We start from the raw sequence: 15,340 nt of genomic DNA on the forward strand, positions 1-15,340 counted from the left end.
ATCAGCGTCGCGAATTTTCGAAACCGATCAGCCCTGCCACGGCGGCGTCTGCCCCATGGCCGCCAGCTCCCGCAGCCCGGCAATGCCATCCGCGGCGCCTTCCGCCGCCTCCACCGCACGCGCCAGTTGGTCGGCCGAGGCGAGCCCCTTGTCGCTGAGACCTTTGCTGGGCGAGGTCGCGTTGCGCCAGCTGTCCCACGCGGACATAGGTTGGTTCGTCAGCGCCAGAAGATCTCGCTGAAGATTGACCCTGAGAAACCACAGGCCATTTGAATCGCCGTGGCCGAATTGGTCCGGCGCGGCGGCACCTGCCCGCACCAGCGTCCATGCGCGCACGCCGTCGAGAAAAGTTCCTGTTGGCATGTCGGCGCAGTCGAAGGTGATATCCAGTCGATCGCGGTGAAGCTGGTCGAGCTGTGCGTCGGCACGAACCCAGCGCTGCTCGAGGCCGATCCAATATTCGACGATCCAGTGATCCTGGTATGGCCCGGCGCTGAAATAGGTTGCGAAACCACATCTGACCCGCGCCGGGACCGACCGCTGTCTGAGCATGCTGCAGAGCAGCAACGAATAATCGCGGCAGGTGCCGAACGTCCGTCTCTCGGCTGGGCGCTCTGCCGCAAGCGGCCCGGGACAATTCTTCTGGATCAGTTGCAGTCGATCGGCGACCGATTGCGTCTCGCGCGGCATGGCGGTGTCGGGCGAGATGCCGTATTGCGCAGCCCAAGACACGTGAATGATGAGCCCTGAAACGATGTCGCGCAGGGCCCCGGGCTCGGCAGGCAGGTCGTCATACAGCGCCGCGAGCCCGCCGGGATCGGTGACGTGATCCTGCTTCGCGTAGACCTCCAGACTGCCTGAAAGGGCCCGCGGCCCGGTTTGGGTCACTCGATTCTCACCTTCGTCTCCTCGACCACCTTCTTCCAGAAGACGATCTCGTCCTTCAGCACTGCGGCGAATTCCGCCGGCCCCTTGTTGACCACGTCGAAGCCGACGTCGGCGAGGCGCTGGCGTGCTGCCGGCTGCTCGAGGAATTCCGCGATCTCACGGTTGATGGTCGTCACGACCTCTTCCGGCGTGCCCTTGGGCGCCATGATGCCGACCCAGGTGTCGCCGACGACTTCGGGGAAGCCTTGTTCGATCATGGTCGGCACATCAGGCAGCAGCTTCGAGCGCGTTTGGCCGGTGACGGCCAGCGCCTTCAGGCGGCCGCCGGCGATCATCGGGCCGGCGGAGGCCATGGTGGTCCAGGCGCTCGATATCTGGTTTGCGACGACGGCCTGGATCGCCGGTCCCGCGCCCGGGAAGGTGACCGCCACCATGTCGAGGTCTTGCGTGACCTTCAGGCGTTCGGCGAGCAGATGGCCCTGGGTGCCGAGGCCGCCATGCGCATAGTTCTGGTTGGGCCTTGCTCTCAGGTCGGCGACGAATTCCCTGGCGCCTTTGGCGGCAACCGAAGGGTGGACCGAGACCACATGGGTGGAGGAGACCGACAGGTTGATCGGCACGAAATCGGCGACGGGATCATATTGCAGATTGCTGAATATCGACGCGTTCACCGCATGCGTGCTGAGCGCGAACAAGAGCGTGTAACCGTCCGGGGTTGAGCGGGCTGCCTGGGTGGTGCCGCGATTGCCGGTGGCGCCGGCGACATTCTCGACGACGAATTGCTGGCCGAGCTTCTGCGACAGATGCTGGCAGGCAAGGCGGGCGTAGACGTCGACCGTGCCACCAGGGGCGAAGGTCACGATGGCGCGAACCGGGCGGGCCGGATAGGCCTGCGCGGAGGCGATGCGCGGTGCTGCGACCAGCGCGGCCGAACCGCCGACAAGCCCGGCGAAATGCCGGCGGCTGATGGCGGCATTGCCGGTCGGTTCGGACGACGGCATGGACCGGCCGCGATCGAAAGCTTTGCTCATCTGTCCGTTCCCTTGATCTTTCCGGAAGGTCCGCCCACCCATGGCACGACATTGCGAGGCCACGGGATACCGGCGGACATTGGCACCATGCCGCGGAAGTTTAGACAGTTTGTCTTGATGCCGTCACCCGAACCTCTTCGGCTAGAACCCGTAAACTTGCGCCGTGTTGTCGACCAGGATGCGCCGGCGATCGGCCTCGTCAGGCGCCCAGTCGGCCAGGATATCCAGGAGATCGGCGGCATCCGGCCGTGGGTTGATGCCAGGATGTGGCCAGTTGCTCGCCCAGAGCATGCGCTCGGGCGCGGCTTTCACCAGCGCGCGGGCGAGCCGGCTGACGTCTTCGTATCGCGGCCCGCCGGTCTTCGACACCTCGTAGGGTGCGGCCAGCTTGACCCAGACCCGGCCGGACGCAACGAGCTCAAGGAGCAGCCGGAAGGCCGGGCTGTCGACCGGCACCGGTTCCAGGAACTTGCCGACATGGTCGATGACGATGCGGCCCGGCCATGACCGGATCTGGGCGATGCGTTCGTGCAGGAGCCGGCCGTCCATCTGCAATTGCACGTGCCAGCCGACGCTCTGCACCTTGGCGGCGATCCGGTCGAGCTGGTCCCAGGGGATGGCGCCTCCCGGCATCATCAGGAAGCGTGCGCCGCGCATGCCGCCCGCGGTCAGCGCCGCGAGGTGAGCTTCCGACGCCTGGTCGTCGACCACGGCGACGCCGCGCGCGACCTCACGGCCGAGCGCCGCGATGCCGGCCAGCGTGCAGGCATTGTCGGTGCCATAGACCGAGGGCTGGACGATCACCGCCCGGGTCAGCCCGAGCCGTGCCCTGACCGCGAGATAATGCGCAGCCGTCGCGTCCGCCGGCGGCTTGCTCGCCGCCGTCGGCGCCAGCGGATAGGCCGGGTCATAGACATGCAGATGCGTGTCGCAGGCATTGGCCGGCGCCGTCAGCCGGGGCAAGGCCGTGCCCTCCGTCGTGGTCATGATGCTCCCCCCTTCAACCGGCCGAGCCGCGTCGCCGCTTCGGTATTGACCGCGCCGGGCGGCACTGCGCCCGACAGCAGGGCGCGCACCTGGCCAACCGTGTCGAAGGCCTGGTGTTCGATCGCCGCCGGCGTCAGCCCGCCGGTATGGGGCGTGGCCACCACATCGGGCCGGCCGGCGAGCGCGGGCGACGGCATCTGGTCCGGCGCGCGGCCGACATCCATGGCGGCACCCGTGAGCCTGCCGGCATCCAGGGCCGCCGCGAGCGCCGCTTCGTCGACCAGGTTGCCGCGCGACAGGTTGACGAAACAGGCGCCCGGTTTCATCCGGGCGAAGGCGGCCGCGTTCATCAGGTTCTCGGTCGCCTCGGTCGCCACGACAAGGCAAATGACGAAATCGGCCTCGGCCAGCAACGCCTCGAACGACACCTGCTCGATGCCGTCCTCGTCGATCGTCTTATAGGGGTCGCTCGCCAGCACCCGCATGCCGAAGGCCTTGCCGAGGCCAGCCATATGCTGGCCGATCGCACCATAACCGATGATGCCGATGGTCGAGCCGCTGAGCTGCCGGCCCATGCGCGGCACCGGAGCTGCGCCGGCGCGATAGCTGCCGACCGCGCGCGACACGCCGCGGGCGAGATCGATCATCATGCCGAAGCCGAGCTCGGCGACGGAAGCGATGAAGCCCGGCGTGGCGCGGGTCACCAGGACGCCTTCGCGGCTGGCGGCGGCGACGTCGACATTGCGGATATCGACGGCGCAGCGCAGGAAGGCGACGAGGTCGGGAGCGCTTTTGAAGAAGGCGCCGTAGCCGGGCGTCAGGCGGTCGGAGACGATGATGGCAGCGCCCGCCGCGGCCTTGGCGAGGCCCTCGGCGTCCAGCACCTGGCCTGTCGGGTTGATCACCACCTCGGCCATCTCGCGCAGCGCCGCGACCGCGCGCGGACCGTAATAATTGGCCAGCATGTCCGGGGTATGGGTCAGGAAGACACGTTTGGCTGTCATGGAATGTCTCGTGTTGCGCCAGCACTCGCCGAGGCCAGCAGGGCATCGATCAGCCGGTGGACCTTCAGCGCCTCGCGACCGCTGATCACGGGGTCGCGGTCCGCGTCGATGGCATCCAGGAAGTCGGTGATGACCGCCTTGTGCGCCTCATGGGAAAAGGCCATCGGGTCGGCCCCGCCGCTCTTCGATTCCCCGCCTTCATGAACCACCACGCGGCCGTCGCGGAAATGGACCTTCAGGGTCTCGGCTTCGAGCACCGCGGTCGCCTTCTCGCAGGCCAGCTCGATTCGCTCCGGAAAGCCCGGAAACGACACGGTGGTGGCGTCGACCGTGCCGATCGCGCCATTGCCGAAGCGGACCGCCGCGGCGACGATATCTTCGGTGTCGATGCGGCGCGACGGTGAGGTTGCCGCCATCGCGGCAACCTGCGTGATCGGACCGGTCAGGCTCTGGAACAGGTCGAGCGTATGGATCGCCTGGGTCAGCAGCACGCCACCGCCGTCGCGCGCCATCATGCCGCGCCCGGCTTGAGCGAAATAGTCAGGCGAGCGCCACCAGCGGATCGCCGCCGAACCGGAGACCAGGGGACCAAGCTCACCGCTTTTGACCATCGCGGCGAGCTTCAGTGAGGCTGCCCGAAACCGATGCTGCAGCACGACGCCGAACCGGCGGCCGGCCGCGGCCATGGCGGCAACCGACTGTTCCGCGCGTTCGACCGTCACGTCGAGCGGCTTTTCCAGGAGCACGTGCTTGCCGGCGGCCGCCGCGCGCCGGGTCAGGTCCAGATGGGTCATCGGCGGGGTCAGCAGGATCACCGCGTCGACCGCGGGGTCGGCCAGCACCGCATCGAGATCGGCCACCACGGGCAGGTCCGGATGGGCCTCGGCAAAGGCCTGGCGCCGCTCCACGCTCGGCGCCTGGCAGGCGACGATCCGGGCGCGGTCCTTAAGCTCGCGCAGGCTTTGGATATGTGGCTTGTGGGCCATGCCGAGGCCCACCACGGCGATCCCGATGGTCACTGCTTGAACTCCGCGTCGCGCTTCTGCTGGAAGGCCCGGATCCCCTCCATGTGATCGCCGGCGGCAAAACAGAGCGTGTTCATCTCATTCTCGTAGCGAAGCCCGGCGGCCAAGGTCGAGGCCATCGCCATGCGCACCGAGGCCTTGACCGATTCCACCGCCACCGGACTGAAGCCGGCAAATTTCCGGCACAGCGCGCGCGCCTCGTCCTCGACCTTGTCGTCGTCGACGAGGTACTCGACCAGGCCGAGCCGATGCGCCTCCGTCGCGTCGATCGGATCGCCAGTGAGCAGGAGCTTCATCGCCTGGCCGTAGCCGATCAGCCGCGGCAGCATTTGTGACGCGCCGCCGCCGCCGACCCAGCCGCGCTGCACCTCGGGAAAGCCGAAACGGGCGCTGCGCCCCATCACCCGGATATCGGCCGACAGCGCAGTCTCGGCCCCGCCGCCCAGCACCCAACCGTGCAGGGCCGCCACCACCGGCTTCCTGATGTCGCGCACGGCGGTGGCATATTCCACCCGGTTGCGGAATGTCCACGCGCTTGGATAGTCGGCCAGCGCATTCAGGTCGCTGCCGGCGCAGAAGGCGCGTGGCCCGGCACCCCGGATCAGCACGGCACGCACGCCGTCGTCGCGATCGATGTCGCGGCACAGGCTTTCCAGGCGCGCCGCCATGGCCGGCGTCACCGCATTGAGCTTGGTCGGCCGATTCAGCACGATTTCCGCGACGAATCCGTCTTTTATGAGTATTACCTCATCTTCCATCGGGCTTTCCTTTCCAATAAGGACAGATCGGGGACTGACGTTTGAAGGGCGCGCGACAGGGCATGACCGGTCAGCCGAAGAGCCTCGTGAGACCGCCGCGGGTGACCCTGCACGACCTGGCCAGTCATGCCGGCGTGTCGCGCGCGACCGTCTCGCTGGTGCTGCGCAAGAGCCCGCTGGTGGCCGAAAAGACCCGCCTGAAGGTGCTCGAATCCTGCCAGGCGCTGGGTTATGTCTACAACCGCGGCGCCGCCAACCTGCGCACCCAGCGCACCCACACCATTGGGGTGGCGATCAACGAAATCACCAACCCCTATTTCACCGAACTGACCGCGGCGATCCAGCGGTCGTTCCTCGATCTCGGCCGCACCGTGTTCATCGCCAATTCCGACGAGGATCCGGCCCGCCAGGACCAGTTCATCGCCACCATGCGCGAGTATAACGCCGACGGCCTGGCGATCTGCCCGGCGCAAGGCACCTCGCGGCAGACGCTTCGCCGGCTGAAGGAACAGGGCGTCGCCTGCGTGCTGATCTCGCGCGACATTGCCGGCTCCGGCCTCGATTACGCCGGCCATGCCAACCAGGCCGGCATGCGCATGGCGACCAATCACCTGATCGGGCTCGGCCATCGCCGCATCGCCATGATCGGCGGCAACGACCTGGTCTCCACCGGCGCCGAGCGGCGCGCTGGCTATCGCCAGGCGCTGACCGATCACGGCATCGCCATCGACCCCCGGTTGATCGCGCCGGGCGCCGCCACCCGCAGCTTCGGCGCCCAGACCGTCAAGGCCCTGCTCACGCAAACCGACCCGCCGACCGCCGCCGTCTGCTTCAACGACGTGATCGCCTTCGGCGTCATGCTGGGGCTGCGCCAGATCGGCCGGGAGCCCGGCCGCGACTTCGCCGTGATGGGTTATGACGACCTCGCCGAGGCGGAGCTGTGGGTGCCGGCCCTGTCGACGGTGGAGATCGATTCCGTCAGCATTGGCCATGCCGCCGCCAAGCTGCTGCTCGAGCGCATCGAAAACCCCGACGCGCCGGCGCGCCGGGTCATCCTGCAGCCGAAACTGGTGCTCCGGGAGTCGAGTGGCCTGCCGCTGAAATAGCACCGTCGCGGCCCTGGCGCCCGTGCCGGTCCCACTTGGATCATGCTGCCGTTCAGCACCCGGTCGCCGCGACATGCCTCCCCCGTGGGCGGCCTCGTTTTCAGATGCGGCCGCCTGATTTCCGGCTAGACTACGTCGGGATTGACACGTCGTCATCAGGAATTTAGAACGATCTAAATAATAAAAATACCGGAGGAAACATGCTCGCCCGCAATTTGTGCGGCTTATTGGCTGCTGCTCCATTCGCCTCGCGCGCCGGCGCCGGGCGCCGCCGTCCTCCCCGGCTTTCGGGGAGCTAGGCCATGACGCGCTTCATCGTTTCGCGGCTGGGCATCACCGTCATGATGGCGATCATGGCGACCCTGGTGATCTTCCTGATTTCCAACATGGTGCCGGGCGATCCGATCCTCGCCCAGCTCGGCGACATCGCCGCCTCCAACAAGGAATTCGTCGCGGAATGGCGGGCCAAATGGGGCCTCGACCTGCCGCTCTGGCAGCGCTACCTGCTCTTCCTTAAGGGCCTCGTCCAGGGCGATCTCGGCATCTCCATCGCCTCGCAGCGGCCGGTGCTCGACGACATCGCCCAGTTCGCGCCGGCAACCCTCGAGCTCGCCACCATCAGCTTCATCCTGGCGCTGGTCATCGGCATTCCGCTCGGCATCATGGCGGCGGTCTGGCGCGACACCTGGATCGACCATGTCGCGCGCGTCGTCTCGCTGGTCGGTGTCTCCTCGCCGACCTTCTGGCTCGCCTTCATCATGCTGGCGATCTTTTACGGCGGGCTCGAGATCGCGCCGGGTCCCGGCCGGCTCGACGCCATCGCCATGCCGCCGCCCACCATCACCGGCCTGCTGTTGATCGACAGCCTTGTCGCCGGCGACTGGGAGACCTTCCGCGACGCCGCCGCCCATCTCGTGCTGCCTTCCATCGTGCTGGCCGCGGCGACGCTCGGCCTGATCACCCGCACCACCCGCGCCAGCATGCTCGAGAGCATCCAGCAGGACTATGTCCGGGTCGCCCGCGCCAAGGGGCTGAAGGGCTTCACCATCATCACCGGCCACGTGCTGCCGAACGCGCTGATCCCGGTGGTCACGCTCGGCGGCCTCGCCTATGCCAACCTGCTCACCGGCGCGGTCATGACCGAGACGGTATTTTCCTGGCCGGGGCTTGGCCGCTACACCTTCCGCAGCGCCGCCACGCTGGATTTTCCGGCGATCATGGGCATCACGCTGATCGTCGCCCTGGTCTATCTGGTGATCAACCTCCTGATCGACATCAGCTACGCGCTGCTCGACCCCCGGGTGAAGCGATGACCATGGCGGCGGAACGCGAAACCGCGACGGCGCATGCCATCGCACCGGTCGCCACCAAGGCGCAGCGCTGGCGCAGGCGCTACGGCCTGGCCGCCATTGGCGCGGCCATCGTGCTCATCTGGGTGGTCATTGCCCTGGTGGCGCCCTGGCTGACGCCCTACAAGCCCGACGCCGTCGACGTCACCAACCGGCTGCAGGCGCCGTCCTGGCAACATTGGCTCGGCACCGACGTGCTCGGCCGCGACGTGCTGACGCGGCTGCTCTATGGCGCCCGCATCTCGCTCACCACCGGCTTCGTCGTGGTGCTGGTCGGCGCGGTCTTCGGCACCCTGGTCGGCGGCTTCGCGGCCTATGCGCGCGGCCGGATCGAGGGCGTCATCATGCGCATCACCGACCTCGTCCTGTGTTTCCCGCCGATCATCCTGGCGCTCGCCATCGCCGCCGCGCTCGGCATCGGCACGTTCAACACGATCATTGCCATGCTGGTGGTCTGGTGGCCGAAATTCGCCCGCCTCGCCCACAGCCTCGTGCTGGTCCAGCGCTCGCAGGAATATGTCGAGGCCGCCATGGTCATTGGCCTCAGTCCGGCGCGCATCCTGATCCGGCACATCATCCCGAACTCGATCGGGCCGCTGATCGTGCTGGTCACGCTCGATGTCGGCAATGCCATCATCACCTTCGCCGGCCTGTCCTTCCTCGGCCTCGGCGTGGTGCCGCCGACGCCCGAATGGGGCTCGATGGTCGCCGAGGGCCGCGAGCTGGTGCAGCAATGGTGGGTCGCCGCCTTCCCCGGCATCGCCATCCTGAGCATCGTGCTCGGTTTCAACTTCCTGGGCGACGGGGTGCGCGACTGGCTCGATCCGCGCGCGAGAAAACGGTGAGCGGTCCGATGAACATGAGCATCAAGCCACCGGACAGCCAGGTCGTCACGCCGGCCCTCGAGGTCAAGGACCTGCGCACCCAGTTCTTCACCGACGAGGGCGTGGTGAAAGCCGTCGACGGCGTCAGCTTCACGGTCGCTGCCGGCGATGCCCTCGGCATTGTCGGCGAATCCGGCTCGGGCAAGAGCGTCACGGCGCTCTCCCTGATGCGGCTCCTGGACGAACCGAGCCGCATTGTCGGCGGCGAGATTCGCTTCCAGGGCAAGGACGTGCTGAAGGCCTCCGACGAGGAGCTGCGCAACCTGCGCGGCGACCGCATCGCCATGGTGTTCCAGGACCCCATGACCTCGCTCAATCCGGTGATCAAGATCGCCAAGCAATTGATCGAGACCATGGTGGTTCATGGCCGCTACACGCCCGAACAGGCCGGCCAGCGGGCGGTCAACCTGCTCGGCCGGATGGGGGTGAGCGCGCCCGAGCGCGCCATCGACAGCTATCCCCACCAGTTCTCCGGCGGCATGCGCCAGCGTGTCATGCTGGCGCTCGGCATGAGCAATGAACCGGCCTTGCTGATCGCCGACGAGCCGACCACCGCGCTCGATGTCACCATCCAGGCGCAGATCCTCGACCTGCTGCGCGAACTGAACCGCGATTTCGGTACGGCGATCGTGCTGATCAGCCACGACCTCGGCGTCATCGCCAGGGTCTGCACCCGCACCATCGTCATGTATGGCGGCGAGGTGGTCGAGGAGGGCCCGACCGAGGACCTGCTCAAGGACCCGCGCCATCCCTATACCTGGGCGCTGATCAACGCCGTGCCGCGCATCGACGAAACGACCTCGGGCGATCGCCGTCTGACCACCATCGAAGGCCAGCCGCCGGACCCCCTGAACATGCCGGCCGGCTGCCGTTTCGCGCCGCGCTGCCCGTTCCGGGTGGCGCGCTGCGACGAGCATCCCGAGCTCGGCGAGGTTCTGCCCGGCCGCAAGGCCCGCTGCTGGGTGACCCAGGGCGGCGAGACGCTGGAGCTGAAGCAGCGGGTTGCCGCGGCAGCCGCCGGATCGGCGAGACGCGAAGGGCCGAAACATGACGGCGCGCCGATCCTGAAGGTGCGTGGCCTGGTCAAGCACTTCGCCTTGCCGAAGAGCGGCTTCTTCCAGCCGCACCGTTATGTCCATGCCGTCGACCATGTCGATCTCGACGTCTGGCGCGGCGAGACGGTCGGGCTGGTCGGCGAATCCGGTTGCGGCAAGTCGACGCTCGCCAGGGTCGTCACCCGCATCCACCAGCCGGATTCAGGCGAGATCAGTTTCGACGGCACCGACATCGCACAGGCCAAGCAAAGCCAGATCCGGCCCCTGCGCAAGCGCATGCAGATGGTCTTCCAGGACCCCTATGCCTCGCTCAATCCGCGCATGAGCGTCGCCGACATCCTGGGCGAGCCCTTGCGTTTCCACGGCCTGACCACGACCAACGCCGAGACCCGCGAGCGGATCCAGGAACTGCTGGCCACCGTGGGCTTGAGCCCGAAATCGGCCGAGCGCTTCCCGCATGAGTTTTCCGGCGGCCAGCGCCAGCGCATCTCGATCGCCCGGGCGCTCGCGGTGAAGCCCGACTTCATTGTCGCCGACGAGCCGATCTCGGCGCTCGACGTCAATATCCAGGCCCAGATCATCAACCTGATGCTCGACCTGCAGGATCGCTTCGGGCTGACCTATCTGTTCATCGCCCATGACCTGGCGGTGGTGCGCCACATCTCCGACCGGGTCGTCGTGCTCTATCTCGGCAAGGTCATGGAGGTGGCACCCGCCGATGCGGTCTTCGACCGGCCGCTGCACCCCTATACCCGCTACCTGATCTCGGCGGTGCCGATCCCGGATGCCGCGGTCGAACGCGGCCGGTCGCACCTGAAACTGACCGGCGAGCCACCGAGCGCCATCGACCCGCCGTCCGGCTGCCGCTTCCGCACCCGCTGCCCGCTGGCCAAGCCGATCTGCGTCAGCGAGCCGCCGCCGCTCGTCGAACATGCTCCCAACCAATTCGCCGCCTGCCATTTCGCGGGCCAGTTGTCGTGAACATCAGGAGGTTGCCGTGCAACGCGTGAGCGCGGATGAAGCCGTCAAGTTGATCCGCTCCGGCGACACCATCGTCATTGGCGGTTCCGGCGGCGGCCACGCCGTTCCCGAGGCTTTGATGGCCGCCGTCGAGCGCCGTTTCCTCGCCGAAGGCCTGCCGCGCGACATCACCGCCGTGCATCCCGTCGGCCTCGGCGACGGCGGCTCCAAGGGCGCCAGTCATTTCGCCCATGAAGGCCTGTTGAAGCGTATCGTCTGCGGCACCTTCGTCAATTCGCCGGCGATTTCCGACATGGCCATCGCCGACAAGGTCGAGGGTTACACCTTGCCGCAGGGCGCGCTGTCGCAGCTGATGCGCGAGATCGCCGCCGGCCGGCCGGGCCTGATGACCAAGACCGGCCTGCACACTTTCGTCGACCCGCGCCATGGCGGCGGGCGGCAGAGCCAATGCGCCCCGGAAGGCGTGGTCGAACGGGTCGATTTCCGCGGCGAGGACTACCTGTTCTTCAAGTCCTTCCACATCGATGTCTGTTTCCTGCGCGGCACCACCGCCGACGAGGACGGCAATATCAGCATGGAGCAGGAAGCCGTCTTCCTGGAAATGCTGTCGGAGGCCCAGGCGACCAAGCGCTGCGGCGGCCTGGTCATCGCCCAGGTCAAGCGCATCGCCAAGCGCGGCACGCTGCCGCCGAAGTCAGTCAAGATCCCCGGCATCCTGGTCGATCTGGTGGTGGTCGAGCCGGACCAGTGGCAAACCTACCTGGTCGAATACAGCCCGTCTTATGCCGGCGAGCTGCGCATGCCGCTGTCGGACATTCCGGTGCTGCCGCTCGATGCCCGCAAGATCATCGCCCGCCGCGCCGCGCTCGAGTTGTTCCCCGGCGCCATCTGCAATCTCGGCTCGGGCATTTCCACCGGCATCGCCAATGTCGCGGCGGAAGAAGGCGTGCTCGACGAGGTCTGCCTGACCAATGAGCAGGGCCTGATCGGCGGCGCGCCGGCCTCCGGCGGCGACGCCGGAGCCGCGCGCAACTATGCAGCGATCGTCGACCAGCCCTATCAGTTCGACTTCTACGACGGCGGCGGGCTCGACCTCGCCTTCCTGTCCTTTGCCGAGGTCGACGCCTCGGGCAATGTCAATGTCAGCCGCTTCGGCGACCGCATCGTCGGTCCCGGCGGCTTCATCAATATCAGCCAGAACGCCAAGACCGTCATCTTCAGCGCCACGTTCACCGCCGGCAAATCCGAGCTCGCCTGGGACGACGGCGCCATGCGCATCGTCAAGGACGGGCCGCAGGCCAAGCTCGTCCAGGCGGTCGAGCAGATCACCTATAGCGGGCCTTATGGCGCCGAACGCGGGCAACGCGTGCTCTATGTCACCGAACGCGCAGTGTTCCGGCTCGGGCCCGGTGGCGTCGAGTTGATCGAGGTCGCGCCCGGCGTCGACGTCGAGCGCGACGTCGTCGGCCGCATGCGTTTCCGGCCGATCATCTCGCCCGAGCTGAAGCTGATGGATCCGCGGCTGTTCCGGCCCGAGCCGCTCGGGCTCGCCGAGCACCTCAGCCGCCGGCCGGGCCGGACCCCGCCGGCCCATCTCGCGACGGCCCCGGCCCACCAGGTGGCGGCGGAATGACCGTGAACGCCATGACCGATACCTTGAACCGGCAGGTGCTGATCGACGGCGCCACCCGCCTCTATGCCATCATCGGCGACCCGATCGCCCAGGTGAAATCGCCCGGCGTGTTCAATCCGCGCTTCGCGGCGGCCGGTTTGAACACGGTGAAGATCCCGGTCCATGTCCGGCCCGAGCGGTTCGAGGAGACCGTCCGCGGCCTGATGGCGATCGGCAATCTCGACGGCATGATGGTGACCGTGCCCTACAAGGCGCGGGTCATTCCGCTCCTCGACCGGGTCCTGCCGATGGCGGCCAAGGTCGGCGCGGTCAATGCCATCAGGCGCGAACCGGACGGCAGCTGGACCGGCGACATGTTCGACGGCCGCGGCCTGGTGCGCGGCTTGCACGAGCGCGATATCAGGCTCGACGGCCGCCGCATCATGCTCATCGGCGCCGGTGGTGGCGGCAGCGCGGTGGCCATTGCGGTCGCCGATGCCGGCGCCGCCGCCTTGACCATTTTCGACGTCGACCCGGCCAAGGCCGAGGCGCTCGCCGCCCGCGCGGCGAAAGCCTATCCGGCCTGTGCCGTCCGCGCCGGCGCACCGGCGATCGACGGCCACGACATGCTGATCAACGCCACCCCGATCGGCATGGCGCCGGGCGACGGTTTTCCGGCGCCGCTCGATGGGCTGACCGCCGACATGCTGGTCGTCGACATCATCATGAAGCCGGAGGTCACGCCACTCCTTGCCCATGCGCGAAGCCTCGGCTGCGTCGCCTTCGGCGGGCGGGTCATGCTGGAGGGTCAGGCCGAGGAGGTCGCGCGCTTTTTCGGCATCGGAGGCAAGCCATGAACACCACCCGTCTCGAGGTCGGCGAAACCGCGACCTTCGCCAAGACCATCACCGAAGCCGACCTGGTGCTGTTCTCAGGGCTCACCGGCGATTTCGACCCGATCCATGTCAACGAGGACTATGCCCGCAAAACCGTGTTCGGCCGGCGCATCGCCCATGGCGCGCTGGTCATGGGCCTCCTGTCGACCACCGCCTCGATGATGTCGCGCCGCTCGACCGAACGCGGCTCGACCGGCGTCTCGGTGTCACTCGGCTACGACCGGATCCGCTTCCTGAAACCGGTGTTCATTCAGGACACGCTGACCGCCCGCTACACCATCGAGGAGATCGACGAGGCGCAGGGCCGCAGCCGCTCCAGGGTCGAGGTTCTCAACCAGGACGGCGAGCTCTGCCTGGTCGGCACCCACATCATGAAATGGGTCAAGGCGGGCTGAGCGACCCTGCGGCGGATGCCCCGTCGCTTGCCCATTGGTTGGCCGTCCTTTGAGGCCTCCTCTCGCACGTTGAAAGCCCCTCACCATGCCGCTCTCCGAAACCCATCAAGAAATCCGCCGCACCGCCCGTCGCTTCGCCAACGAGGTCATTCGCCCGCAGGCCGAGGCACTGGATCGCGACGAGACCTTTCCGCGCGACATCTACCGGCAGATGGGCGAGCTCGGCCTGTTCGGCATCACCGCGCCGGCCGAGCTCGGCGGCGCCGGGCTCGACGCCCTGGCCTATGCCCTGGTCATGGAGGAATTGTCGCGCGGTTATGCCTCGGTCGCCGACCAGTGTGGCCTCTATGAGCTGATCGCCACGCTGCTGTCGGTGCACGGCACGCCGGACCAGCAGGCGAAATGGCTCGGGCGCCTGCTGCGGGCCGATTTCAGGCCGGCCTATTGCATCACCGAAGCGGAAGCCGGCACCGACGTGTCGGGCATCAAGACCACGGCCGAGCGCACCCCGACCGGCTGGCGGCTCACCGGTTCCAAGCTCTGGATCCACAATGCGCCGGTTGCCGATGTCGGTTTCGTGCTGGCCCGCACCGACAAGGCCGCGGGAAAACGCGGCATGAGCATCTTCATTGTCGAGCTCGACCGGCCCGGCGTCTCGCGCGGGCCGAAAGAGCACAAGATGGGCCAGCGCGCCTCGCAGGTCGGCGGGCTGCAGTTCGACGCTGTCGAGTTGCCGGCCGATGCCATGCTCGGCGCCGAAGGCCGCGGTTTCCACATCATGATGAGCGCGCTCGACAAGGGCCGGGTCGGCATCGCCGCCCTTGCCGTCGGCATTGCCCAGGCCGGCCTCGAGGCCGCCCTCGATTATGCCAAGACGCGCCGCCAGTTCGGCCAGGCGGTGGCCGAGTTCCAGGGCCTGCAATGGATGCTGGCCGACATGGCCAAGGAGATCACCGCCGCCCGGCTCCTGGTTCACAACGCCGCCGAAGCTTTGGAAACCGGCCGGTCGGCGACGATCTACTGCTCCATGGCCAAATGTTTTGCCGGCGACATGGCGGTGGCCCAGACCGCCAATGCCGTGCAGATCTTCGGCGGCAGCGGCTATATCAGGGGTTTCGAGGTCGAGCGGCTCTATCGCGACGCCAAGATCACCCAGATCTACGAGGGCACCAACCAGATCCAGCGCTCGATCATCGCCCGCGAGCTGCTGAGCCACGGCGTGCCCGGCTGAAGCCCAGGGATCTTTGCCGGGGCGAGCCCGGTTGATCCGCATTGCGCATCCGCCAGCGGCATCTCACACCAGCCATGTCCTCACGGACAGTTTCCGGGCAACCGGGTTTGGCAAAGAAATGCGGCGCCGCCCGAAGGC

14 protein-coding genes are annotated in these 15,340 nt (G+C 67.5%); 8 read left to right on the plus strand and 6 right to left on the minus strand.

Going from position 1 to position 15,340, the window contains the following annotated elements:
• Positions 1–27 precede the first annotated feature (27 nt).
• The 6 genes from E8M01_RS07645 to E8M01_RS07670 all read right to left on the minus strand — a co-directional run bounded on the left by E8M01_RS07645 (position 28) and on the right by E8M01_RS07670 (position 5,645).
• Positions 28–888, minus strand: coding sequence for a transglutaminase domain-containing protein (locus E8M01_RS07645; RefSeq protein WP_136959585.1), 861 nt, complete (start codon positions 886–888; stop codon positions 28–30).
• Positions 885–1,919 (minus strand): Bug family tripartite tricarboxylate transporter substrate binding protein, encoded by a 1,035-nt coding sequence (locus tag E8M01_RS07650; RefSeq protein WP_246088631.1) that lies wholly within the window; start codon positions 1,917–1,919, stop codon positions 885–887. Before E8M01_RS07650 ends, E8M01_RS07645 begins: the two co-directional genes overlap by 4 nt.
• 141 nt (positions 1,920–2,060) lie before the next feature.
• A complete protein-coding gene (locus tag E8M01_RS07655) occupies positions 2,061–2,906 on the minus strand; it encodes an amidohydrolase family protein (protein ID WP_136959586.1) in 846 nt (281 codons plus the stop codon).
• The gene (locus tag E8M01_RS07660; RefSeq protein WP_136959587.1) at positions 2,903–3,910 is read right to left on the minus strand and encodes an NAD(P)-dependent oxidoreductase; all 1,008 of its coding nucleotides are present in this window, start codon (positions 3,908–3,910) and stop codon (positions 2,903–2,905) included. Before E8M01_RS07660 ends, E8M01_RS07655 begins: the two co-directional genes overlap by 4 nt.
• The gene (locus E8M01_RS07665) at positions 3,907–4,929 is read right to left on the minus strand and encodes a Gfo/Idh/MocA family protein (RefSeq protein ID WP_136959588.1); all 1,023 of its coding nucleotides are present in this window, start codon (positions 4,927–4,929) and stop codon (positions 3,907–3,909) included. The genes E8M01_RS07660 and E8M01_RS07665 overlap by 4 nt, the downstream gene beginning before the upstream one ends.
• Positions 4,926–5,645, minus strand: coding sequence for an enoyl-CoA hydratase/isomerase family protein (locus tag E8M01_RS07670; protein ID WP_215908866.1), 720 nt, complete (start codon positions 5,643–5,645; stop codon positions 4,926–4,928). The genes E8M01_RS07665 and E8M01_RS07670 overlap by 4 nt, the downstream gene beginning before the upstream one ends.
• A 110-nt stretch (positions 5,646–5,755) precedes the next feature.
• Between E8M01_RS07670 and E8M01_RS07675 the strand changes: the two genes are divergently transcribed.
• From E8M01_RS07675 to E8M01_RS07710, 8 genes are all read left to right on the plus strand, one after another.
• Positions 5,756–6,799 carry a LacI family DNA-binding transcriptional regulator gene (locus E8M01_RS07675; RefSeq protein ID WP_136959590.1) on the plus strand — a complete coding sequence of 348 codons (1,044 nt, stop codon included), beginning with the start codon at positions 5,756–5,758 and terminating at the stop codon, positions 6,797–6,799.
• Positions 6,800–7,101: 302 nt separating this feature from the next.
• On the plus strand, positions 7,102–8,112 hold the full coding sequence (locus E8M01_RS07680) for an ABC transporter permease (RefSeq protein WP_136959591.1): 1,011 nt from the start codon (positions 7,102–7,104) through the stop codon (positions 8,110–8,112).
• Positions 8,113–8,114: 2 nt separating this feature from the next.
• A complete protein-coding gene (locus tag E8M01_RS07685) occupies positions 8,115–8,993 on the plus strand; it encodes an ABC transporter permease (RefSeq protein ID WP_136959592.1) in 879 nt (292 codons plus the stop codon).
• A gap of 8 nt (positions 8,994–9,001) precedes the next feature.
• Entirely contained in the window at positions 9,002–11,068 is a 2,067-nt protein-coding gene (locus tag E8M01_RS35505) for an ABC transporter ATP-binding protein (RefSeq protein WP_246088632.1), read from the plus strand.
• A gap of 16 nt (positions 11,069–11,084) precedes the next feature.
• Positions 11,085–12,701: an acyl CoA:acetate/3-ketoacid CoA transferase gene (locus E8M01_RS07695; protein ID WP_136959593.1), complete on the plus strand. Its 1,617-nt coding sequence runs from the start codon at positions 11,085–11,087 to the stop codon at positions 12,699–12,701.
• The gene (locus E8M01_RS07700; RefSeq protein WP_136959594.1) at positions 12,698–13,537 is read left to right on the plus strand and encodes a shikimate dehydrogenase family protein; all 840 of its coding nucleotides are present in this window, start codon (positions 12,698–12,700) and stop codon (positions 13,535–13,537) included. The genes E8M01_RS07695 and E8M01_RS07700 overlap by 4 nt, the downstream gene beginning before the upstream one ends.
• The gene (locus E8M01_RS07705; RefSeq protein WP_136959595.1) at positions 13,534–13,971 is read left to right on the plus strand and encodes a MaoC family dehydratase; all 438 of its coding nucleotides are present in this window, start codon (positions 13,534–13,536) and stop codon (positions 13,969–13,971) included. The genes E8M01_RS07700 and E8M01_RS07705 overlap by 4 nt, the downstream gene beginning before the upstream one ends.
• 85 nt (positions 13,972–14,056) lie before the next feature.
• On the plus strand, positions 14,057–15,202 hold the full coding sequence (locus E8M01_RS07710; protein ID WP_136959596.1) for an acyl-CoA dehydrogenase family protein: 1,146 nt from the start codon (positions 14,057–14,059) through the stop codon (positions 15,200–15,202).
• Positions 15,203–15,340 lie beyond the last annotated feature (138 nt).

The organism is Phreatobacter stygius (assembly GCF_005144885.1).
GTDB lineage: Bacteria > Pseudomonadota > Alphaproteobacteria > Rhizobiales > Phreatobacteraceae > Phreatobacter > Phreatobacter stygius.